Source organism: Nitrincola schmidtii (genome assembly GCF_008973715.1).
Lineage (GTDB): Bacteria > Pseudomonadota > Gammaproteobacteria > Pseudomonadales > Balneatricaceae > Nitrincola > Nitrincola schmidtii.
The window spans coordinates 1-21,383 of sequence record NZ_WBOL01000016.1; the positions used below are offsets into that span (position 1 = coordinate 1).

General features: G+C 46.2%; 16 protein-coding genes and 2 pseudogenes. 11 read left to right on the forward strand and 7 right to left on the reverse strand.

Features of this window, described 5'->3' with window-relative positions; all coding sequences use genetic code 11:
- The coding region (locus F7R24_RS12940) for a DinB/UmuC family translesion DNA polymerase (RefSeq protein WP_151671685.1) at positions 1 to 944 on the forward strand (944 nt) is incomplete at its 5' end.
- A gap of 145 nt (positions 945 to 1,089) precedes the next feature.
- Here F7R24_RS12940 and F7R24_RS12945 read toward each other — a convergent pair.
- The 3 genes and pseudogenes from F7R24_RS12945 to F7R24_RS12960 all read right to left on the reverse strand — a co-directional run bounded on the left by F7R24_RS12945 (position 1,090) and on the right by F7R24_RS12960 (position 3,878).
- Positions 1,090 to 2,162 (reverse strand): annotated as a pseudogene (locus F7R24_RS12945) (type II toxin-antitoxin system HipA family toxin).
- Entirely contained in the window at positions 2,159 to 2,464 is a 306-nt protein-coding gene (locus tag F7R24_RS12950) for a helix-turn-helix domain-containing protein (protein ID WP_151671686.1), read from the reverse strand. The pseudogene F7R24_RS12945 and the gene F7R24_RS12950 overlap by 4 nt, the downstream one beginning before the upstream one ends.
- Positions 2,465 to 2,975: 511 nt before the next feature.
- Entirely contained in the window at positions 2,976 to 3,878 is a 903-nt protein-coding gene (locus F7R24_RS12960; RefSeq protein ID WP_151671688.1) for a sensor domain-containing diguanylate cyclase, read from the reverse strand.
- A gap of 206 nt (positions 3,879 to 4,084) precedes the next feature.
- Between F7R24_RS12960 and F7R24_RS12965 the strand changes: the two genes are divergently transcribed.
- The 4 genes from F7R24_RS12965 to F7R24_RS12980 all read left to right on the forward strand — a co-directional run bounded on the left by F7R24_RS12965 (position 4,085) and on the right by F7R24_RS12980 (position 10,256).
- A complete protein-coding gene (locus F7R24_RS12965) occupies positions 4,085 to 4,387 on the forward strand; it encodes a DUF2845 domain-containing protein (RefSeq protein WP_151671689.1) in 303 nt (100 codons plus the stop codon).
- A 104-nt stretch (positions 4,388 to 4,491) separates the two neighbouring features.
- Positions 4,492 to 6,171, forward strand: coding sequence for a class I SAM-dependent methyltransferase (locus F7R24_RS12970; protein ID WP_151671690.1), 1,680 nt, complete (start codon positions 4,492 to 4,494; stop codon positions 6,169 to 6,171).
- 205 nt (positions 6,172 to 6,376) lie between these two features.
- Positions 6,377 to 6,637 carry a type II toxin-antitoxin system Phd/YefM family antitoxin gene (locus F7R24_RS12975; RefSeq protein WP_151671691.1) on the forward strand — a complete coding sequence of 87 codons (261 nt, stop codon included), beginning with the start codon at positions 6,377 to 6,379 and terminating at the stop codon, positions 6,635 to 6,637.
- Positions 6,638 to 6,965: 328 nt separating this feature from the next.
- Positions 6,966 to 10,256, forward strand: a complete 3,291-nt coding sequence (locus tag F7R24_RS12980) for a bifunctional diguanylate cyclase/phosphodiesterase (protein ID WP_151671692.1) — start codon at positions 6,966 to 6,968, stop codon at positions 10,254 to 10,256.
- On the opposite strand, the pseudogene F7R24_RS12985 reads toward F7R24_RS12980, so the two are convergent.
- The 3 genes and pseudogenes from F7R24_RS12985 to F7R24_RS12995 all read right to left on the reverse strand — a co-directional run.
- Positions 10,251 to 10,509: pseudogene (locus F7R24_RS12985) on the reverse strand (cytosine permease); the annotation flags it as partial. The gene F7R24_RS12980 and the pseudogene F7R24_RS12985 sit on opposite strands and share 6 nt — an antisense overlap.
- Before the next feature lie 129 nt (positions 10,510 to 10,638).
- Entirely contained in the window at positions 10,639 to 11,913 is a 1,275-nt protein-coding gene (gene preA, locus F7R24_RS12990; protein WP_151671693.1) for an NAD-dependent dihydropyrimidine dehydrogenase subunit PreA, read from the reverse strand.
- 16 nt (positions 11,914 to 11,929) lie between these two features.
- Entirely contained in the window at positions 11,930 to 13,276 is a 1,347-nt protein-coding gene (locus F7R24_RS12995; RefSeq protein ID WP_151671694.1) for an NAD(P)-dependent oxidoreductase, read from the reverse strand.
- A 288-nt stretch (positions 13,277 to 13,564) separates the two neighbouring features.
- On the opposite strand from F7R24_RS12995, the gene F7R24_RS13000 reads away from it, so the two are divergent.
- Complete coding sequence (locus tag F7R24_RS13000; protein ID WP_151671695.1) at positions 13,565 to 14,218, forward strand: TetR/AcrR family transcriptional regulator; 654 nt, start codon at positions 13,565 to 13,567, stop codon at positions 14,216 to 14,218.
- Positions 14,219 to 14,221: 3 nt separating this feature from the next.
- Here F7R24_RS13000 and F7R24_RS13005 read toward each other — a convergent pair whose 3' ends face one another.
- Positions 14,222 to 15,505 (reverse strand): Zn-dependent hydrolase, encoded by a 1,284-nt coding sequence (locus F7R24_RS13005; protein ID WP_151671696.1) that lies wholly within the window; start codon positions 15,503 to 15,505, stop codon positions 14,222 to 14,224.
- 450 nt (positions 15,506 to 15,955) lie between these two features.
- Here F7R24_RS13005 and hydA point away from each other — a divergent pair, with 450 nt between their 5' ends.
- Genes hydA through F7R24_RS13030 form a run of 5 tightly spaced genes read left to right on the forward strand, consistent with a single transcriptional unit; the run spans position 15,956 to position 21,141 of the window.
- A complete protein-coding gene (gene hydA / locus F7R24_RS13010; protein ID WP_151671697.1) occupies positions 15,956 to 17,401 on the forward strand; it encodes a dihydropyrimidinase in 1,446 nt (481 codons plus the stop codon).
- Positions 17,402 to 17,426: 25 nt separating this feature from the next.
- Positions 17,427 to 18,251 carry an ABC transporter ATP-binding protein gene (locus F7R24_RS13015; protein ID WP_151671698.1) on the forward strand — a complete coding sequence of 275 codons (825 nt, stop codon included), beginning with the start codon at positions 17,427 to 17,429 and terminating at the stop codon, positions 18,249 to 18,251.
- Between the two features lie 10 nt (positions 18,252 to 18,261).
- A complete protein-coding gene (locus F7R24_RS13020) occupies positions 18,262 to 19,152 on the forward strand; it encodes an ABC transporter permease (protein WP_151671699.1) in 891 nt (296 codons plus the stop codon).
- On the forward strand, positions 19,149 to 20,099 hold the full coding sequence (locus F7R24_RS13025) for an ABC transporter permease (protein WP_151671700.1): 951 nt from the start codon (positions 19,149 to 19,151) through the stop codon (positions 20,097 to 20,099). The genes F7R24_RS13020 and F7R24_RS13025 overlap by 4 nt, the downstream gene beginning before the upstream one ends.
- A gap of 34 nt (positions 20,100 to 20,133) precedes the next feature.
- On the forward strand, positions 20,134 to 21,141 hold the full coding sequence (locus F7R24_RS13030) for an ABC transporter substrate-binding protein (protein ID WP_151671701.1): 1,008 nt from the start codon (positions 20,134 to 20,136) through the stop codon (positions 21,139 to 21,141).
- Positions 21,142 to 21,383 lie beyond the last annotated feature (242 nt).

Sequence of the window (21,383 nt, forward strand, 5' to 3'; positions counted from 1 at the left end):
TATGCGGCATGGAGAATCTTGGTCCCTTGGAGTCCTACGGAAGATCCGTGGTAAATACAGTGAAAAGAGAGGTCGGCATCCCCTGCTGTCTGGGTATCTCTACCACCAAAACCTTGGCAAAACTGGCGAATCAGGGTGCCAAAAAATACCCGAAAACCGGTGGTGTGGTTGACCTATCTGATCCACAACGTCAACGACGTTTGATGGCGATTACCGATGTAGGTGATGTCTGGGGAGTGGGCAGGCGGATCGGTAAGCGACTCAATGAACTGGGCATTTCTACAGCACTAGATTTGGCCGATGCTAACCCTGCCTGGATTCGAAAACACTTCTCTGTTGTGCTGGAGCGAACCGTAAGAGAACTGAACGGCATGGCCTGTATTCCCTTTGATGATAACCCACCGCACAAAAAACAGATTGTCGTTTCGCGTTCTTTTGGCCAGCGCATCACGCAACTGTCTGACATGCAGCAAGCGATCAGCAGTTATATGACTAAAGCCGCTGAAAAGCTACGCAATGAAAGAATGAATGCGGGTGTAGTTACCATCTTTTTTCGCACCAACGTGTTTAATCAGAATCAGCCACAGTATTCCAACAGCGTTTCCAGAACACTCACGCAACCCTCCAGTGATAGCCGCGAACTCATCCGTATTGCTAACGAACTGCTTAGCGGTATCTGGAAAAATGGTTATGCTTATATGAAAGCGGGCGTCATGCTGAGTGATTTTTATGAACAACCCATCACACAGCAGGGATTATTTGATGTTCAACCTGTCGATGAAAGATCAACACAGCTGATGGCCACACTGGAGAAGATCAATCGTCAGAAAAAAGGACAAGTCACTTTTGCTCGGGATGGTATTTCGCAAAGCTGGCAGATGAAGCGTGATAACTTATCACCCTGCTACACCATCCGCTGGAGTGATTTACCGAAGGTTAGATAGAAGCGATGGTTTCAACCGCCAGATTATATCGATAAACAAGGCAAGTATTTCGGATGTCTGTGTCAGATATCATCAATAAGTGCATGACTAGTGTCATATTCTGATACGGTGGCAAATTGAGAAACCTCAAGACGCCAAACTAGACCTAAATATTAAAGGCAAGTTGCTGCATAACTTGCTCAGATCGACTAATCCCAAGACGCTTAGCAACGTATTGCCACTGCTTAACCGAATCTAACACTTGATCATAGATCTCTACAGCCTCTTCCTGGGACAATCTGAAAAATTCCTTCACATCAAACGCCAGTTGGTAATCGAGCGTATTGTCGGTATCGGTAATATGGAGATGCAACCCCTGCTTACCAACGCTAGGATTCAAATCATAAGCTGGTGAGAGTTTCCAACCTTTATTCGTCAACAAGAAACCATGATTTCGCAGGTGGTCATCGGTGTTCGACACGGCGATATTAAACACAATCCGTCGCCATAACTTCGCTAAATCTTGCTTAGTCTGCGCTCCATGAATAGACAGAAACTCAGCAATTTCCAAGTAACTAGCACCCTGTGAGCGCTCACCGTCATAGTATTGGAGTTGTGTCATTGCCGAGGAAAAATAAAGACGTGCATTACCTTCACGATCAAATCGTTTAGTTAGAAATGTATGATGATGCGATGAAAGTTTTCTAACATCACTCGGAAACATGTCGATGCCTGCCGCAACGGCTAGTTCATAACACACCATTTCCCACGCACCTACATCATGGGTATCATTTGCATTGGGAAACTTAGCAATCCACAAATGATTATGCTCATCGGTGACACAAGCCTTAGGTCTTGCCCCACCCAATGAAGAGCCTGGAGAAATCAACATTGTTAACCAGCGATAATACTCATCTCAGTCAAACGACTGTTCTCTCTGATGCCCTTTCGCGCCTCAATAGCCGCCCGGCGTTGCATCAGTATGCGACCCCAACGATCAGGCGATGAATCTAAAAATACTCGGAAGTTTTTATCTGATTCATCATTGAAAAGATTACCTGTGTGCAACGTGAGCATAGGATCAATTTGCAAACGGTATGGAGATTTTAAGAAATCCTTATTGTAAGAGAAGCTAAAGACACCACCTCGGTTCGAATCACTGTAAGTCAAATGACCCAGTAGCAAGGACTCTTCAATAGGCAACCAATCCGCATACACCTCGATGACATCACGGCTCATTTCGAACCTTCCAGTAGCTTGATGTTCTGCAGCTTAATACCCACTTCATCATGAGCAGCCATCTCTGCAAAGTTAGTCTCCATCCCCAGCACAGCCATAATCTTCAAATAAGTACCTATAGCAACACCTGGATCGCCTGCGAATACCTTGTTGACCGTTTTATAATCAAACCCTGTTCGATCACACAGCAACTTTTTAGTGAATCCACGACGCTTCATTGCTAACAACAAGTTCTCACCAAACTGAATAAGGATTTTTTGTTGCTTGGGAAACAGGACCTTATGTAAATCTCGCTTTGCCATGCCATTACCTTATAGGAATTTATTCCTACTTTTACATCAATAGTAGGAATATAGTCCAATATCTGGCACTTCTCAAATATAATTGATCTAAGATCAAAAGATTGCGATCGATATCGAAGAACAGATAAAAACGCTTTTGCTACTAAAAACATAAACCTAAACTGAAATAAGAACACATGGTGTAAGTATATGATTTTTCAGAAAGCTAATACCCTTTGTTTCTTAACCCATTCAATGTGCGAAGCCAGAGCAGGATCTGACTGAAGGGTCTCAAGGGTATTAAACATCAGAGCTAACTCCATCTCATCATGACGTCTATGAATCGCTCGATGACAGGGATAACAAACCCAAATGCCTTGCTGGAGTTGCTCTGGCAAGTAATGCTTTTTGAATCGTGCACGTCTATGCACCTTGCGCGGTATTAAATGATGAAATGTAAGCGGGGCTTTTCGTTCACAAAGCACACACTGCGGGGTCTCTGGCTTTTTTCTCACTAACAGTCTCTTAAATTTTAGGCTGACACGATTCTGTTTTTACCCTGATGTTTAGCTTGATAAAGGGCCGTATCGGCCCGTCGCAACACGTCTAAATAGGATGTATCACCAACAGTCATAGAAGATATGCCCATGCTGACGGTAGCTTTCGTTTCTTTTACTGAGAAGCGAGATAGTGCATCAATGAAACAGCGATGTAATCGCTCCGCCAACTGAACCGCTTGTACTTGATCAATTGCTGGCAACGCAACCACAAACTCATCACCTCCAAATCGACACGCAATATCATTTGCCCGTAGTTCTGCCATGCAAGTATTAGCCAAGGTAGTGATTAACTCATCACCCGCCAAATGACCGAGCGAATCATTGATGAATTTTAAGTTGTCTAGGTCAAACATTAAAATCGAGGTTGATAGACCGTAGCGGGTAAATGCTTCAAATTGAGATATCAATTCGCGTTCTAGTTTTCTGCGATTGTAGAGGCCGGTTAGCTGATCAGTGTCGCTCATTTCTCTCAGTTTGACTTCCAGATGGTGACGTTCGGAAATATTACTGGCGACCCAAAGTACGACATCCTCATCATCCACTTTAAAATCCAACGCTTGAACTCGACCCTCAAACCAGATGGGTTCTTCAGGTCCTTCATCCGGCAGACCTTTGACATCTTTATTACTGAGTTCGTATTCGACAATCAAAAGATTTCTTGTCACAAGCGCTTTTTCTATTTGTTCTATGAACCATTTTGCTTTGTCGGGTTTGATCAAATTAGCAATCAGCTGCCCGACAAGCCCTTTACAATCATGATAATAACGAGCATCTTTACCACCAAATACGCCAACATATCGTCCCTCTCGGGTGATAATAAAGGCAGGATCTGGCAAGGTATCCAGAATACTAAACATCTGCTCAGCGTTAATCATGACGAAAGCTGTTCCTGAATAGTGAAAATTCATATTAAGCGTTTACTGAGACACTGGGTAGATCAGCATGTTTCAAATCATGACCGAGAAATCTAACTCAGTTTGAGTCATCAATCATACGCAATCAACGCTTGGCTGATACAATAATGACCATTCATGACGCCAAACACTGGGACTAGTTGTATTTCAAATGGAGAACTTGAAGGATGAAAACAGTAACGACATTGATCTTTCTTTGCCTGATAACGTTATCAACGACAACTCAGGCATTCAGTTTGCGTTTCGGTAGCACCCTCATCAATGAAGGTAAACCAGCAACACTGCTACTGTTACATTTAGGCGAGCCCTTAAACAAAAGCATTTCGGATGTCTGTGTCAGTCACAATCGTCAAGGAGAATGTCGGCAATGGACCACTTCGGAAATCTGGTTTTACCGACATAACGAGCTCAATTACACCATCCACATTTACAACGGTATTATTCAGAAAATTGAGTGGAGTCGGTTTTAGCAAGCTTTCATATCAATTGAGTTAAGTGAATGAAAGACAACACCTACAATCACTAGATGATATGATTTGGATGACAGCGATTGAAATCAAAGGATGGCTCATTAATGGACAACTCAACCGGTAAGTACTATTCAACCCATGCAAAGGAAATCATTGACCGGTATGACTCGGTCAAAAGCCCAGTTGCAACGTACTTACCCTTGAGTTTTAAAAGCGGCAGTAAGTTGCTTGATGTCGGATGTGGTTCAGGACGTGATGTGATTGCAGCACTTGAACTTGGCTATGATGCCTATGGCGTTGAACCTAGCGATGCTCTTCGGGAAATATCAGTTGAAAAGCATCCTGAACTATCCAATCGAATATTAGAAGGCTCACTTCCAAAGCTAGCCCTCTCAGAAATGTATGATGGCATTCTTTGTTCAGCCGTGTTTATGCACATACCCATCGTTGATCAAGTGGATGCTCTGATCAGTATGCGCAACTTGTTGCAGGATCAAGGCAGACTTCTCATTTCTATACCTGCACCAAGAACTGGGCTTAATAATGATCACCGGGATTCCAACGGAAGGCTTTTTACACCTATCAATTCTGAGCAGTTAAAACTCCTGTGTATCCGTTTAGGATTTCGTTTCATCAGTCAATTTGACAACGAGGATGCTCTGAATCGATCGGACGTTCGTTGGTACACGCTGTTATTCGAGAAAGGTGCTTCTAAATTACGCTCATTGGATCGAATTGAATCCGTTTTGCGCAACGATAGAAAAGTAGCGACCTATAAGTTGGCACTGATGCGCGCCTTTTGTGATCTTGCAGACCAAGATGAGAGAACCGTTTCCTGGTTAACAACAACGGAAGTAGGAATACCGATCCAACATATAGTGATGAGTTGGCTGCGTTATTACTGGTCGTTTTGCGATGGCAGGCAGCTAATTCCACAAAATAATGCTGAAGCAAATAGTGGAAAGCCTATCGCATTTAGGTCTGCTTTGACGACCCTACGAACTGAGGCAGAAAAGATTTATGGCAACCACACATCCTCTCTAGCCCTACTCATGTTAGATATCAAACGGGGAAAAGTACCTCATCCTTTGATAAACCTGTTGAAGCAAGCAAAGGCAGTTATTCAGCGCACAATTGTTGAGGGTCCTATAAAATACACTGATGATGGGGCCATGTACCGCTTTGATCGAAAATCAGGACTGGTGTTTCTGGACGCAGAGCTATGGACAGAGTTTTGTCTGAATGGTTATTGGATTAGAAACTCTCTCCTGCTTCGTTGGGTCGAACTAACAAAACGCTTTGCCGAGCGACATGATCCAAGCATTACCACTGGACTGGTACTTGGTCTTTTGGAAGAGAACGATTATGTGCAGCGTGAACAGTCACTGGCACGATCACTTTACCTGAATAAACCGAAGCTCCAATGCGTTTGGTCTGGCAAATCAGTTAACACGAAGACATTAGATGTAGACCATGCATTACCGTTTTCGGTGTCTAGAAATAACGACTTATGGAATTTACTCCCCGCCAGTCGAACCATCAATCAGAAACAAAAAAGAGACCTCGTCCCCTCACCCGCTTTAATCATGCGACAGCAGGACAATTTTTTTGATAATTGGCAGTTCATCTATGAAGTTGAGCCTGAACTCTTCGAATTTGAGGTATCACGAGCGATAAATGATTCACTGTCAGCTGGCTGGGAAGAGAAGTTATTGGCTCATTTGAAACTAGGTGCCGAAAAGGCTATCTATGGTAGGGGGTGCAAACCTTGGGTTCACGTCTAGTCTTAAAAGCTTGTCCGTTTTTTTTCAGCCTTAAACGAAAACAGGAATAATTATGCAAACTGTATTCAGTCACATCATTCAGAAGCGTTTTTCTCAAGTCAATGAGGATCATAAAGTATACATTTAGATAGAACCGCTTTATTGGAGTACTTTAATAGTATCGAATATACTGAACGAATCGAACGTTTTTTTGAGGCGGTACTCAATGGACGCACTTTCTGCAAACGAAGCTAAAACGCAATTTGGTGACTTACTTCTTAGAGCGCAACGCGCTCCTGTTCAAATTAACAAAAATGGTAAGCCAGTTTCCGTAGTTATCTCCATGGAAGAGTACGACAATATTGAAGCACTCAAACTTCAACTTTTGCAATCAAGAACTTCGCAATGCATGGCTGACATCCAAGAAAGCAACACCTCAGATGGCGAATCATTTTTTAATGAACTGGAGCAAGTTAATCTTGATTGAACATTTGATCTACAAAATTGATTAATTTATTTACGGTTATTTTCAAAGGGGCTGAAATCAGAATGTTCAGCCCCCACTTTCACCTAATTAATTCAATTAATCCAAGCAATTAAATAAATAACAATCCTGAAAACATTAACTGGATGTATTATTCTGACAGTTTAAACATCAAACTCGATAAATCTGTATAAAACCAAAGTCTAATGTTATGATGAGAGTCAATGCTTTCAACTGACTTTCGATCGATCTAAACACAAGTAGATCTGCGTATCTCCTAATGTACTTGGATCAGTTTATTGCTACCTTTTTTTGAATTTTGGATACCGAAGTGACTCGCCCATTGATTCCAGAAAACGAAATCGAACGCTTACGAGCACTGCAGAGTACCCATTTACTGGACACTCCCTCCGAGGAGCGTTTTGACCGCATTACTCGACTAGCGGCAGGTTTTTTTAATGTAAAAATATGCTTGTTGTCTCTTGTTGACGAAGATAGACAGTGGTTTAAATCAAAACTCGGGCTGGAAGTAAGTGAAACACACAGGGATGTCTCTTTCTGTGCTCACGCCATTCTCGATCATGAAACATTTGTTGTCTGCGATGCAACAGCAGATCCTAGATTTGCGTCTAACCCACTGGTGACAGGTAAACCTCACATTCGCTTTTATGCTGGCGCCCCTATCTGTGAGCGCAATGGATTTCCTATCGGCACACTGTGTATTATTGATCCTAATCCAAGGACGTTTTCTGAGGATGACAAACGTAAGCTTCGTGATTTCGCAGATATAATTGAATATGAAATCGCACGCATTAACGAAATAGAACTTCAACAACAACTGATTCAAAGCTCATCAAGAGTGTCAACAATTTTAGATTCAATCCCTGATATGGTCTTGGTGATCAACAAGGAGCTGTGTTTTGTTGAATGCAAAGAACACTCTGATCTGCTCATAGAACGTAGAAACATTATTGGGAAATACGCTACAGACGTTTTACCACCCTTTTTGGCTGATCAGCTCAGTCAGCATGTTAGCAATGCGCTCAAATTTAGCGATGTCATTTTTCATGACTATACGCTTCCAGGTACAAATCAATCTTTCGAGGCACGATACAAAAAGATTAATGACAACGAAGTATTAATCATTATTCGCAATACAACAGAAGAAGAGCGCTTCAAAAAACAACTTGAGATGCTCTCAGAGGTGGCTAAGCAAACAACGAATGGGGTTGTTATTACGGATAAAGATGGGCTTACCCTATGGATAAATGAAGCTTTTACTGACATTACTGGGTATCTTCTAGACGAAGTCATAGGTGAAAAGCCGGGGCAAATACTGCAAGGTGAAGATACTCGAACCGATACAATCAAAGCGATGCATGATGCTTTAAATAATGATACTGGGTTCGACGTAGAAGTATTGAATTACACCAAACGTGGAACCCCCTATTGGGTCCGTTTGATTTGTAATCCATTAAGGAATCAGTTGAACGAACTAGCTGGGTATATTGCAGTTCAAGTTGATATCACTCAACAGAAAAAAGATGCCGAGCTTATTCAATATAATCAAAAACTGGTTAAGGCTGTCATTGATACGAACAAGATTGGTACTTGGCATTTGAACTTACAAACTGGCGAGTTACTGATCAATGACAAATGGGCCGAATTATTAGGGTATACCCTTGATGAGCTAGAACCTATCGATAGATCGACTTGGGAACGGTTAACTCATCTTGAAGACCTAGCATTTTGTACACATCAACTTAAAAAACACTCCTCTGGTGAAGCTCAGGCGTATGAAGCTAACATACGCATGAGGCATAAAGATGGAAGATGGGTGTGGATACATACGCAGGGCCGGATTTCCAGCTTCACTGCGGATGGCAAGGTTGAATGGATGCTAGGTACGCATTTCGATATTGATGCGCAGATAACCGCTGAAAAAATTCTTAATGAACAATCAATCAAAACGCAGGCTATTGTTGAGAATATGCTAGATGGTGTCATCAGTATCGATGATAAAGGCATCATTCAAACCTTTAATCGCGCTGCCGAGGTCATATTTGGATATAGCCGTGATGAACTGATTGGACAGAATGTGAGTCTTTTGATGGATTCACCACATCGTGAAATTCATGATTCCTATATCGCCAAACATTTATCAGGTGAAGGCCATCACGTCACAGGAAGAAACAGAGAACTGATAGCTCTCCATAAGAATGGCTCAGCTTTTCCAATGGAACTGGGTCTAGTTGAAGTGAATCACGGTGAAGAGACAACCTTTGTTGGAATAGTAAGGGATATTACATATCGAAAACAAAAAGACAAAGAAATACATCAACTAGCCTTTTATGACTCCCTTACATTGTTACCAAACAGACGCTTGTTAGTTGAGCGCTTACAACAAATGGTGGCTAAGTGTACCCGTCACAAACAATATGGTGCCGTTCTGTTTTTAGATTTGGATAACTTCAAAAGCCTTAACGATAGCGCAGGACACAATAAAGGTGATTTATTATTGACTCAAGTGGCTACACGACTCACCCAAGCGGTTCGCAAAAGTGACACCGTAAGTCGATGGGGTGGTGATGAGTTCGTTGTTGTCATTGAAGAATTAGGCACAGATAAAGCAACAGCTGCAAACCAAGCTGAAAAGGCTGCGGACAAAATAGTCTATGAGCTGACAAAGATTTATGATTTGGACGGTCTTTCCTATATGAGTACGGCCAGTATTGGCATCACTCTGTTCAATACGGATAGTCATTCAACTGAAGAGATGCTTAAACAAGCTGATATGGCTATGTATAAAGCTAAAACTTCTGGTAGAAATTGCATTCAGTTTTTTGATCCTGAAATGCAAAATGCTGTAACTCATCAAGTGACTATGGAACATGACCTACATGAAGCCATTAAGCGCCAGCAGTTTAGGCTGTACTACCAACGACAAGTTGATCAACACGGAAAAACGTTTGGCACAGAGGTACTTTTGCGTTGGATACATCCTTTAAAAGGCATTATTTCACCCGCAGACTTCATCCCCTTGACCGAATCCAGTGGTTTAATCATACCGATTGGACACTGGGTTTTACGCACAGCCTGTGAAACACTCGTCCAATGGTCCAACACTTTAGAAGCGTCAAGTTGGAGCATTTCAGTCAATATTAGTATTGTACAGTTTAGCCATAAAGAGTTTGTAGCGTCAGTGCTGGATGTTTTAAAGGAAACAGGAGCGAACCCAAAATACTTGAAGCTTGAAATTACTGAATCGCTCCTGGCACAGGATATCGAGCAAGTAAAAGCAAAAATGTCAGAATTACAACAACATGGCATTACCTTCTCGATTGATGATTTTGGTACAGGTTATTCATCGTTGTCCTATTTGCAGCAGTTACCCATTGATCAACTCAAAATCGACCAAAGCTTCGTTAAAAACATTAGAGAAAACTCGAATAACAGAGCTATTGCTCAAGCCGTCATCACACTCGCAGATTCGATGAATTTGAACGTTATTGCAGAAGGTGTTGAGACAACTGATCAACAACAACTCCTTCAAGAAATGGGGTGTCAGGCCTTCCAGGGCTACCTTTTCGGGAAACCATGTGAGCTTGAGAAGTTATGGTAGTTCGCCTTTATGTCGCAACCAGAAGTCGGCCATGAACCCCACCCATGGGCGGTATAAAAGTGCCCAGCAGGTTAGAACCTGCCACAGGAAAGTTGAAGACGGTGTTGTCCTGCGTGGTCCAGATATTCAGAAACAGCATCAACACCGCCAACACCACAAAGCCCTGCGCCAGCATCACATCGACAATATTCGCCTGCTGATAGATCAGCGCCCCCAGGGCACCGGTAAAGACCATCAAACCATTACCGACAAAGTGCCCCGGCGGGGACTTAACTGAGTGGATAATCCGTTTCTTTCATCACACGTTCCTCTGTTAAATTCATGCTAGCCATCTGGTTTACAGCTAGGGCTATGCCATCGATGATAACTTAACCAAATTCAATTAACGGGCCTCTCCATGTGGGTTGCGTGGATCATTCAGCCAGTTCATATAAGGTTTCTCAGTGTCACGACGAACCATGGTGATGCAATCATTGACCGGACAGGTAATTTGACACAAATTACAGCCGACACATTCAGCTTCAATGATATCGAACTGGTTCGTTCCATCGGCTTTGGATGTCAGACTGATGGCCTGATGTGAGGTATCCTCGCAACTGATATAACAGCGCCCACAACCAATGCAACTTTCTTGATCGATGCTGGCGACAATCTTGTAGTTCATGTTCAGGTATTTCCAGTCGGTGGTATTGGGCACCGCCAGACCACGGAAATCTTCCAGTGTCTGATAGCCTTTGCTGTCCATCCAGCGACTGAGTCCATCCTGCATTTCTGTCACGATACGGAAGCCATGCACCATTGCTGCCGTACAGACTTGTACAGAACCCGCGCCCAGTGCGATGAATTCAGCCACATCCCGCCAGGTACTGATACCACCGATACCAGAGATCGGCAGTCCCTGAGTTTGTGGATCACGGGCAATTTCTGACACCATGTTCAGTGCAATAGGTTTTACCGCCGGGCCACAGTAACCGCCGTGCGTACTTTTACCATCCACAATCGGCCGAGCCACCATCTGGTCCAGATCAATTCCAGTGATGGAGTTAATGGTATTGATTAAGGACACGGCATCCGCCCCACCAGCATGAGCGGCACGAGCAGAAAAACGAATATCGGTAATGTTTGGTGTGAGCTTTACAATCACCGGTAAACGGCTATAGGTTTTGCACCAGCGCGTTACCATCTCGACAAACTCTGGAACCTGACCAACTGCCGCACCCATACCTCGCTCCGGCATACCGTGCGGACAACCAAAGTTGAGTTCCAGTCCATCCGCTCCGGTTTGTTCAACTAGCTTGACGATGGTTTTCCAGGACTCTTCCTCGCAGGGAACCATGAGCGATACCACCAGCGCCCTGTCTGGCCAGTTTTTCTTCACCGCTTCAATTTCACGCAGGTTGATTTCCAAGCTTCGGTCAGTAATCAGTTCGATGTTATTGAAGCCAGTCACCTGCCCAGTAGCATCATAAATGGCTGAATAGCGTGACGACACATTCACTGCAGCCGGGTCTTCACCCAGGGTTTTCCATACCACGCCGCCCCAGCCTGCTTCAAAAGCACGTTCAACATTATATGCCTTGTCAGTCGGAGGTGCGGATGCCAACCAGAAGGGATTAGGCGATTCAATACCAGCAAAACGTGTGAATAAATTAGCCATGTTACGTCTCCCTAATTCAGGCTTGAGTGGTTAAGAGTTGATGAATGGACTCGGCGGCCAGCTTGCCTTGCTGAACGGCTTCAACGGTAAGGTCTTCACCGACAGCAGTACAATCACCCCCGGCAAATACACGATCAAGTCCTGTATGAAACTTCGTATCAACTGCAAGTTTGCCAGCATCAAGACGAAGCAGCTCCAGCTGTTCATCATCCGGCATGTCTAACGTCTGACCCACCGCCTTGAAGATCGCATCACAGGGCAAGATGTCACAATGTGGCAGATCGACCAGTGCATCCCCCTGCATCTCGGTCCGTCTAAGGTGAATCGCAGCAACACTGCCGTGATCATCCAATGTGATCACTTCCGGGCGACACCAGGTCTTTATCCGCACCTGATGGTCACGCGCGATTTGCTGTTCATGATCTGTCGCACTCATACTCTCGGTGCCTCGCCGATACGCTAGCGTTACCTCCTCACAACCCAGACGGCGTAACTGACAGGCAATATCGACGGCGGTATTCCCCGCACCGATCACCACAGCACGTTGAGGAATGTTCAAGCCATTCAGATCGGCGGCCTGCCTCAGTACCCTTATATAATCCACGGCATTCTGCACACCGGTGGCTAATTCATTTTCTAAGCCTAACTGTCGTGTTCTCTGTAAGCCTATTGCCAGAAAAACAGCATCAAACTTGGACTGCAATTCTGCCAGACTCAGATCTCGCCCTAACGCCTGACCTGTATGCAGGGTAATACCACCGATACCCATGACAAACTCAACCTCGCAAGCTGCAAAGTCATCGGTCATTTTATAGCGCGCAATACCATACTCGTTGAGGCCACCCGCTTTCTCACTGGCTTCAAAAATCTCCACTTGGTGCCCTTTCATCGCCAAACGATGTGCACAACTTAAACCGGCAGGTCCTGCTCCGACGACAGCGACCCGCTTTCCTGATTCAGGTTCACGATCAAAGGGGTGCCCAGTAAACTCGGCATGATCTGTCGCATAACGCTGGAGTAAACCGATCAGTACCGGTGCACACTCTGCTTCTTTATTACGGACACAGGCCTGTTCACACAGAATTTCCGTTGGGCAGACCCGAGCACAACTCCCGCCCAGAATATTGCTGCTGTAGATAGTCTGTGCAGCCCCTTGAAGATTGTCGGAATGAATCTGTTGGATAAAACTGGGAATATTGATATCACTGGGACAGGCTTTGATACAGGGTGCATCGTAGCAGTATAAGCAACGAGCACTTTCAAGATGCGCCTGTCGTGCAGTCAATGGGGGGTGAATATCACTGAAGCAGGCATCAATGTCCTGCGGTGGTGACACCAGGGTCACAGGGGGTTGAAGGCTCATTGTCAAATTCTCCGGTTATCACTGATATGGTCGGTTCATCATTGTTATAAACTGAAGAATGCAGACTTTGTGCCATCTCCTGACCAATCGGTCAGAAGTTTTTTTAAAATCATATATTCAATTGGTTTATAATGAGTTTATTCCGTTAGAAGGCGCTTCAAACAACACATTTAAGATGTGTTTGATGAATCAGACTTGCTCTAATGATGTTTTTTCTGCACTCTTTTCAGGCACGACCGTCTATTTTTGTGCCCGATCTGGTGCCTTTTTCAGTGAAATTGATTCGATATGAGTGTTAAGAAACGATCTGTCAAACCTGTCCGCCGCAATCTGGCCAAAATCCGTCAGGATAATTCCGACCATATACTCAAGGTTGCAGAACGCCTGTTCAGTGACAATGGCTATAGTGGCACAACCATTTCAGCCATTGCCAAAGAAGCGGGTCTGCCCAAAGCCAATGTGCTTTACTACTTTCACACAAAAGACGCCCTGTACAAGCGTGTGCTAAGCAATATCCTGTCGATCTGGATGCTCAGCATGAATGACATGACCGAGGATCAGCATCCTCGCGACGCCTTGCGCAACTATATTGTCAAGAAGATTCGTCAATCCAAAGAACACCCTCATGCATCACGTATTTTCGCAGCCGAGATTCTGCATGGTGCTCCCTATCTGCGCGAGCAGCTGGAAACCGATTTGAAGGAACAGTTTCAAACTACCTGTCAGGTATTTCGCCACTGGATTTCGAAACAATGGATGGACCCGATAAACCCGGAGCATCTGATGTTCATGCTCTGGTCCTCAACTCAGGCTTATGCTGATTTTCAGGTACAAAGCAGTATCATGCTTAGTAAAACTGAACTGGACGATCAGGACTTCAATGAAGGTGCTGACCTGCTCGTCCGGCTGGTATTGAAAGGATGCGGCATCAATCAGGTGTAACGTTTAGAGTTGACTGACCTTCCGCAGTATCTGAGATGTTTCAACGCCATCAATCGTCACAACCTCGGCCATCTGCAGCATGGCATTGAGTAACACAGAACAACCCGCTTCACACTCCTCTGCCGTAGTCGACTCGATTTCATTGTGACTGATACCGTTCAAACAGGGGGTAAACACCATACTGGTTGGTGCAAAATCAGAGACATAACACGCATCATGACCAGCACCGGCAATGATATCCATGTGACTATAACCCAATGACGCCGCTGCGGTACGCACCGCCTCGATGCATTGGGGTGCAAAGGGTATCGGAGCATAATACCAGATCGGTTTCAGCTCAATCTTGACACCGGTTTCCTGCGCCAATCTGGTGACTGTTTCCTGCAACTGTGCATCCATGTCGCTTAACGCGGCATCATCCGGATGACGCAAATCGACACTCAGGGTCACTTTACCCGGAATCGTATTACGTGAGTTGGGTCCGACCTGCATGAAGCCCACCGTGCCACATCCCGGTTTATGCTGCTGCGCAATCGACTGCACCGCCAGAATCAGCGTCGCACTGCAGGTCAGGGCATCGGTACGCAGATGCATCGGAGTGGTGCCGGCATGTGATTCTTGTCCGGTCAGTTCAACATCATACCAACGTTGCCCCTGACCACCTGTCACGACACCAATGGTCTTGCCTTCAGCCTCCAGATAGGGCCCCTGCTCGATATGGGTTTCAAAAAAGGCATGATACTCACGTCCCATTACAGGCGTTTCACCGGCATAACCGATACGCTTGAGTTCATCACCCAAACGCTTACCCTCCACATCCACCTTGTCGAGAATCTCCTGCAAGGTAAAGCGACCCGAAACAACACCGGATCCCATCATCGCCGGTGCAAAACGGGAACCTTCTTCATTAGTCCAGACCGAAATCTCAATAGGATGAAGCGTTTTGATGCCAAGATCATTCAGGCTGCGAACCACTTCCAACCCGGACAACACCCCGAACACACCATCAAACTTACCACCAGTGGGCTGGGTATCCAAATGACTGCCCGTGCCTACTGGGGGCAGACTCATATCCTCTCCAGGTCGGGTCGCCATGATATTGCCTACCTGATCGATTTTTACCGCACACCCTGCTTCTTTTGCCCAGCGGATGTAGAGATCACGACCCTGCTTATCAAGATCCGTCAGCGCCAATCGGCAACAACCACCTTTATCCGTTGCACCAATCTTCGCCATCTCCATCAAGCTGTCCCATAAACGAGCTTTATTCACTTTTAAGGCTTTCATACACCGCACCTTCCTTATTTGTTATTGCCATTTGGACGACCAGTCCTAATGCATCGTGCTGAACCGGCACATACAAGAATAATGCCATGCAAACTTCTGACCAAATGGACAGGATATGAATAAAAATACATTTATCTATATGGTTTTTATCAACTTAATGCTCAATTAACTAGAATTTAAGTAACTAAATGCACAGTAAACAGCGCAAATATGCTCAAAAAATGCACGTTTCTGAGCCATTCAGCCCCGTGATTGTGCATAGTTATCCCGATCAGTTCTGAAGAATAAATCCCTAAATCCATAGAGATAAAAATATTCACATTTAAAATCAGCGCATTACAAACAAAAAACACAAACTTCTGTCCAATTGGTCAGATTATTGCATTGATCCTGCCATTCGCAGCAATAATGAACCGCTGTTCGCATAGCGTTTTCTGAAGGAGTCAAATCATGGGTGTATTGATACAAGGTGGCATGGTGGTCAACGCGGATCAAAGTCTGATGGCCGATGTGTATTGTGATGAAGGTAAAATTCAGCAAATAGGCAGCAACCTTATAGTCCCAGCAGGAACCGAAATTGTGGATGCTAAAGGCCAGTATGTTATGCCTGGCGGTATTGATCCGCATACTCATATGCAACTGCCTTTTATGGGCACGGTTGCCAGTGAGGACTTCTATACAGGTACAGCGGCGGGACTGGCCGGTGGTACCACGATGATCATCGATTTTGTCATTCCGTCGCCGCAACAACCTTTGATGGAAGCCTATCACACCTGGCGGGAATGGGCTGAAAAATCAGCAGCAGACTATTCCTTCCATGTAGCCGTGACCTGGTGGGATGAATCAGTGTATGAAGATATGGGTCGATTGGTACAAGAAGAAGGGGTCAACTCATTCAAACACTTTATGGCCTATAAAAACGCCATCATGGCGACCGATGAAACCATGGTTAACAGCTTTAATCGTTGCCTAGAGCTGGGGGCCATGCCGACCGTGCATGCTGAAAATGGTGAGCTGGTCTATCACCTGCAACGCAAATTGCTGGCTGCTGGCCTAAAAGGTCCGGAAGCTCACCCTCTCTCACGCCCGAGCGAGGTAGAAGGTGAAGCTGCCAATCGGGCTATACGTATCGCACAGTCGCTGGGGGTTCCTCTCTATCTAGTGCATGTTTCCTGCAAAGAAGCCGTTGATGAGATTGCCCGTGCCCGTCATGAAGGTCAGCGCGTTTATGGTGAAGTGCTGGCAGGTCATCTGGAACTGGATGATAGTGTCTACCGAAATCCAGACTGGTCATTTGCTGCAGCTCATGTCATGAGTCCACCTTTCCGCCCCAAAGAGCATCAGGCCGTGCTCTGGAAAGCACTGCAGGGTGGCACTTTGCAAACCACCGCAACAGATCACTGCTGCTTTTGTGCTGAACAGAAAGCGGCTGGAAAAGAGGATTTTTCAAAGATACCCAATGGTACCGCCGGTATTGAAGATCGCCTGATGGTGCTCTGGGACTCCGGCGTGAATAAAGGCCGTTTGACGGTAAATGAGTTTGTCGCCGTCACCTCTGCCAATACAGCAAAAATCTTTAACATCTTCCCGCGTAAAGGCTGTATTGCCGTAGGGGCTGATGCCGACATCGTGGTCTGGGATCCAAACAAGAAGCACACGCTGTCTGCTAAAACACACCACCAGAATATTGATTTCAACATCTTTGAAGGATGCACTGTGACCGGCGCCCCCTCCCACACTCTGAGCCAGGGACGAGTGGTATTCAAGCAAGGTACATTGATGGCCGAACGAGGTGTAGGGCGTTACATAAAGCGCCCAGCATTTCCGGGAATTTTTGAGGCCATTGAAAAATATAACGCTGAACAGGCGCCGACTGCTGTTGAACGCAGTCTCTGATTCGATCGAAAGAGGAACACCTGTCATGCATGCTGTCAAACTGCAACCGCAAACATCCAGTCCGGCAAAACCTCATCGTCTGATGATTGGTATCGACGATCTGTCTCTGGTATTTGATACCAATGATGGGCCTGTACACGCACTGTCACACATCAATCTGGATATTCATCAGGGGGATTTTGTGTCCTTTATCGGCCCATCTGGCTGTGGCAAAACCACCCTGCTGCGCGTCATTGCCGATCTGGAGCAACAGACCAGTGGCACTATTCATGTTGGCGGCACCTCTCCCCAAGATGCCCGAATGAATCGCTTGTATGGCTATGTATTCCAGGCACCAGCACTGTTTCCATGGCGAACTATTGCCAGCAATTGTGCCTTGCCCATGGAAATTTCCGCACAGCCAAAATCCCATCGCCAGGCACAGATTGACAAGTATCTCAAAATGGTAGGTCTACAGGACTTCAAACACAAATTTCCCTGGCAACTCTCTGGCGGCATGCAGCAACGCGCTTCAATTGCCAGAGCCCTGTGTCTTGAACCAGAACTGCTGTTAATGGATGAACCTTTTGGTGCACTGGATGAAATCACCCGTGACCACCTGAACATGGAACTACTGAAGATCTGGAAAGCCACGGGTAAAACACTGGTTTTCGTGACCCATTCAATCCCGGAAGCCGTGCTGCTGTCCACTCATATCGTGGTGATGTCACCGCGCCCGGGACGCATCATCAAGGTGATTGAAAGCCCTTTACCACGTGACAAGACGCTGGGTCTGCGCGACAGCGAAGCCTTTCATGCACTGGCCGCTGAAATACGTCAGGCACTGGCCAGTGACCATCAGATTGATTGAGAGGCAGGCAATGAAACCACAGTTGAAGTCACTCACTCAAACTCAAGGCTTCGCCGTACTGACGCTGGTACTGGGTATTCTGGTGATCTGGTATATCGCAGCACTGTTGATGAATGGTAACCAAATGATCAACATGCTGGAACGCACAGGTCAAAGCTGGACTTACACTCAGGTACTGCAAGGTGCTTATAGTATTCAGCGTCCACCTTTGCCAGTTCCTCATCAGGTCGCAATGGAACTATACCAGAGTGTACTCAACCAAGCGGTCACTTCACGCCGTTCGCTGGTATATCACAGCATGATTACGCTGGAGTCCACCCTGCTTGGTTTTGCCCTAGGCTCATTATTGGGTATTTTAATCGCGGTCGGCATCGTGCATAACCGAACGCTGGATGCCAGTCTGATGCCCTGGGTGATCGCTTCACAAACAGTGCCTATTCTTGCCATTGCCCCTATTGTGGTGGTGGTACTTGGTTCCATGAATCTGACCGGCGTTCTCCCCAAAGCAATGATTTCCATGTACCTATCATTCTTTCCAGTCGTTATCGGCATGGTTAAAGGCCTGCGCTCATCCGACAAGCTACACAGCGAGTTAATGATGACCTACAACGCCAGCAGACAACAATTTTTTTGGAAGCTGCGCTGGTTCTCGGCACAACCCTATCTGTTTGCCAGCCTTAAAATTGCCATTTCAGCTGCTCTGGTCGGCGCCATCGTGGCTGAGCTGCCGACTGGTGCGCAGGGTGGTCTGGGTGCTCGCCTGCTCAGTGGTTCCTACTATGGCCAAACGGTGCAGATTTGGGCTGCTCTGGTGATGTCTGCCTTGCTTGGCTGGGCACTGATTACGCTAGTAGGTATGGCTGAACGCCTAGTGCTCCGCAGACGAGGATTAACACGATGAATCGACTATTTACCTCTTTAGCCGTCATCATTTTGCTGACTCAAACTTGGATCGCTTTACGCTTGCCTAAAGGTTTCTATCAAGACTCCTTTCTATTACCCGTGTTACTGATTGCACTGTTGGCAGCGGCCTATCTGATGAGCCGACTAACCCAACTGGCGGATAGAGGCAAGTTTTGGCAGCGCCCGTGTCAATTAGCTGTACCCGCACTTTTTGGGCTAATGATTCTGCTGGTCTGGGAAGCCATCGTGCGTGGTTATGATGTTCCCCTCGTACTCATGCCAGAGCCCAGCCGTGTGCTTGTCACGCTGAGCAACAACCTGCCACTGCTCTGGGCTGACTTTCAACAGACTTATCTTAAGGCGGTACTAGCAGGTTATCTGATGGGCTGCGGCCTAGGATTTGTCACCGCCAAGCTGGTTGTACGCAGTCCCTTCCTGCAAAAAGGGCTACTGCCACTGGGTAATTTCATGGCCTCGATCCCGATTATCGGTATCGCCCCGATCATGGTGATGTGGTTTGGTTTCGATTGGCAATCCAAGGCGGCTGTCGTGGTCGTCATGACCTTCTTCCCGATGCTGATAAATACGGTCGCTGGGCTTCGCTCAGTGGATCCATTACACGCCGACTTGATGCATACCTATGCGGCAGGTAAAGGGCAAATTTTCTTTAAAAACCAACTCCCTCAAGCCATGCCCTTCATTTTTAATGCGCTAAAACTGAACTCAACGCTGGCATTGATTGGAGCCATTGTTGCCGAGTTTTTTGGCACCCCCATCGTCGGCATGGGCTTTCGCATCTCGGCACAAGTTGGACGCATGAACATGGATATGGTCTGGGCAACGATATTCGTTGCTGCCCTAGCTGGATCTCTGAGTTACGGGGCCTTGGCCCTTTTGGAACGTAGGGTGACCTTCTGGCACCCCTCTGTAAGACGTGAACACTAAGTTTTATCCTAACCTAGTCAAATGAGGCACAAGCATGAAAAAAACGATCACCAACACCGCTGTCGGAATCGCTTTGGCAGCCGCCGCTTTTTCCGCTCAGGCAAATGATAAGCTGACTCTTCAGCTTAAATGGGTTACTCAGGCGCAGTTTGCGGGCTACTATGCCGCTCTGGATCAGGGATTCTATGAACAAGCGGGTATTGACCTGACCATCAAGTCCGGTGGACCGGATATCGCACCTGCCCAGGTACTGGCAGGTGGTGGTGCCGATGTTGTGGTTGACTGGCTGCCGTCAGCATTAGCTACCCGTGAACGAGGCCTACCTCTGGTCAATATCGGTCAGATCTACGACCGCTCGGGCATGATGCTGACCTGCCTCAAGTCCAGTGGTATTGAAACACCGGAGGACTTTGCTGGCAAAACACTGGGCGTGTGGTTCTCCGGAAATGAGTACCCTTTCCTCAGCTGGATGTCGAAACTGGGATACGATACCACTGGTGGGGATCAGGGTGTCACAGTACTGCGTCAGGGCTTTAACGTTGACCCCTTGTTCAATGGACAGGCTGATTGCATCTCCACCATGACCTATAACGAGTATGGTCAGGTACTGGACGGTGGCTTAACACCTGAACTGCTAACACTTTTCCCTTACGAGGATGAAGGGGTTGCCACCTTGGAAGACGGTTTGTATGTACTGGAAAGCAGCCTGGAAGACCCCGCCAAAGTAGATTCGCTGGCGCGTTTCCTGAAAGCGACCGTACAGGGCTGGGAATGGGCACGTGATAATCCAGAAGCCGCAGCAAACATTGTACTGGAGTATGATGATTCAGGTGCTCAAACCGAAGCACATCAGGTACGCATGATGACCGAGGTCGCGCAACTGCTGAGCAGCGGCGAGCAAGGTATTGGCTATCTTGATCCGGCAGCATTTGATCGCACTGTAGAGGTACTTCTGGGCAGCGATTCGTCTCCAGTCATTACTCAGGTACCAGAAGGCGCCTACACGCACACTGTGTTTGACGCCATGAAGGCTCTCAATTAACTCGCCACAACAATCATCCGAACCGCGTCCAGATTCAACCCCACCCCCTGCAGCACCAGCTGCAGGGGGTGGGTATTCGAACGATTTCATTAGTTCGCCTAACCCCCTCTAAAGGTTTACCTGTATCTGTTGTACCCAACATGTGATCATGTCACATATTCATTTTGTAGTTATTGATCGTTACACAGATCTCGCTAGCTGATTTAGCGACTTATGCCGAGCATACCGCTTAGATTAAGCAT

Excerpts from the sequence above, each read along its gene's own strand:
- F7R24_RS12950 (WP_151671686.1), bottom strand. The coding sequence starts at position 2,464 with ATGGCAAAGCGAGATTTACATAAGGTCCTGTTTCCCAAGCAACAAAAA.
- F7R24_RS12960 (WP_151671688.1), bottom strand. The coding sequence starts at position 3,878 with ATGATTAACGCTGAGCAGATGTTTAGTATTCTGGATACCTTGCCAGAT.
- F7R24_RS12965 (WP_151671689.1), top strand. The coding sequence starts at position 4,085 with ATGAAAACAGTAACGACATTGATCTTTCTTTGCCTGATAACGTTATCA.
- F7R24_RS12970 (WP_151671690.1), top strand. The coding sequence starts at position 4,492 with ATGGACAACTCAACCGGTAAGTACTATTCAACCCATGCAAAGGAAATC.
- F7R24_RS12975 (WP_151671691.1), top strand. The coding sequence starts at position 6,377 with ATGGACGCACTTTCTGCAAACGAAGCTAAAACGCAATTTGGTGACTTA.
- preA (WP_151671693.1), bottom strand. The coding sequence starts at position 11,913 with ATGGCTAATTTATTCACACGTTTTGCTGGTATTGAATCGCCTAATCCC.
- F7R24_RS12995 (WP_151671694.1), bottom strand. The coding sequence starts at position 13,276 with ATGAGCCTTCAACCCCCTGTGACCCTGGTGTCACCACCGCAGGACATT.
- F7R24_RS13000 (WP_151671695.1), top strand. The coding sequence starts at position 13,565 with ATGAGTGTTAAGAAACGATCTGTCAAACCTGTCCGCCGCAATCTGGCC.
- F7R24_RS13005 (WP_151671696.1), bottom strand. The coding sequence starts at position 15,505 with ATGAAAGCCTTAAAAGTGAATAAAGCTCGTTTATGGGACAGCTTGATG.
- hydA (WP_151671697.1), top strand. The coding sequence starts at position 15,956 with ATGGGTGTATTGATACAAGGTGGCATGGTGGTCAACGCGGATCAAAGT.
- F7R24_RS13015 (WP_151671698.1), top strand. The coding sequence starts at position 17,427 with ATGCATGCTGTCAAACTGCAACCGCAAACATCCAGTCCGGCAAAACCT.
- F7R24_RS13020 (WP_151671699.1), top strand. The coding sequence starts at position 18,262 with ATGAAACCACAGTTGAAGTCACTCACTCAAACTCAAGGCTTCGCCGTA.
- F7R24_RS13025 (WP_151671700.1), top strand. The coding sequence starts at position 19,149 with ATGAATCGACTATTTACCTCTTTAGCCGTCATCATTTTGCTGACTCAA.
- F7R24_RS13030 (WP_151671701.1), top strand. The coding sequence starts at position 20,134 with ATGAAAAAAACGATCACCAACACCGCTGTCGGAATCGCTTTGGCAGCC.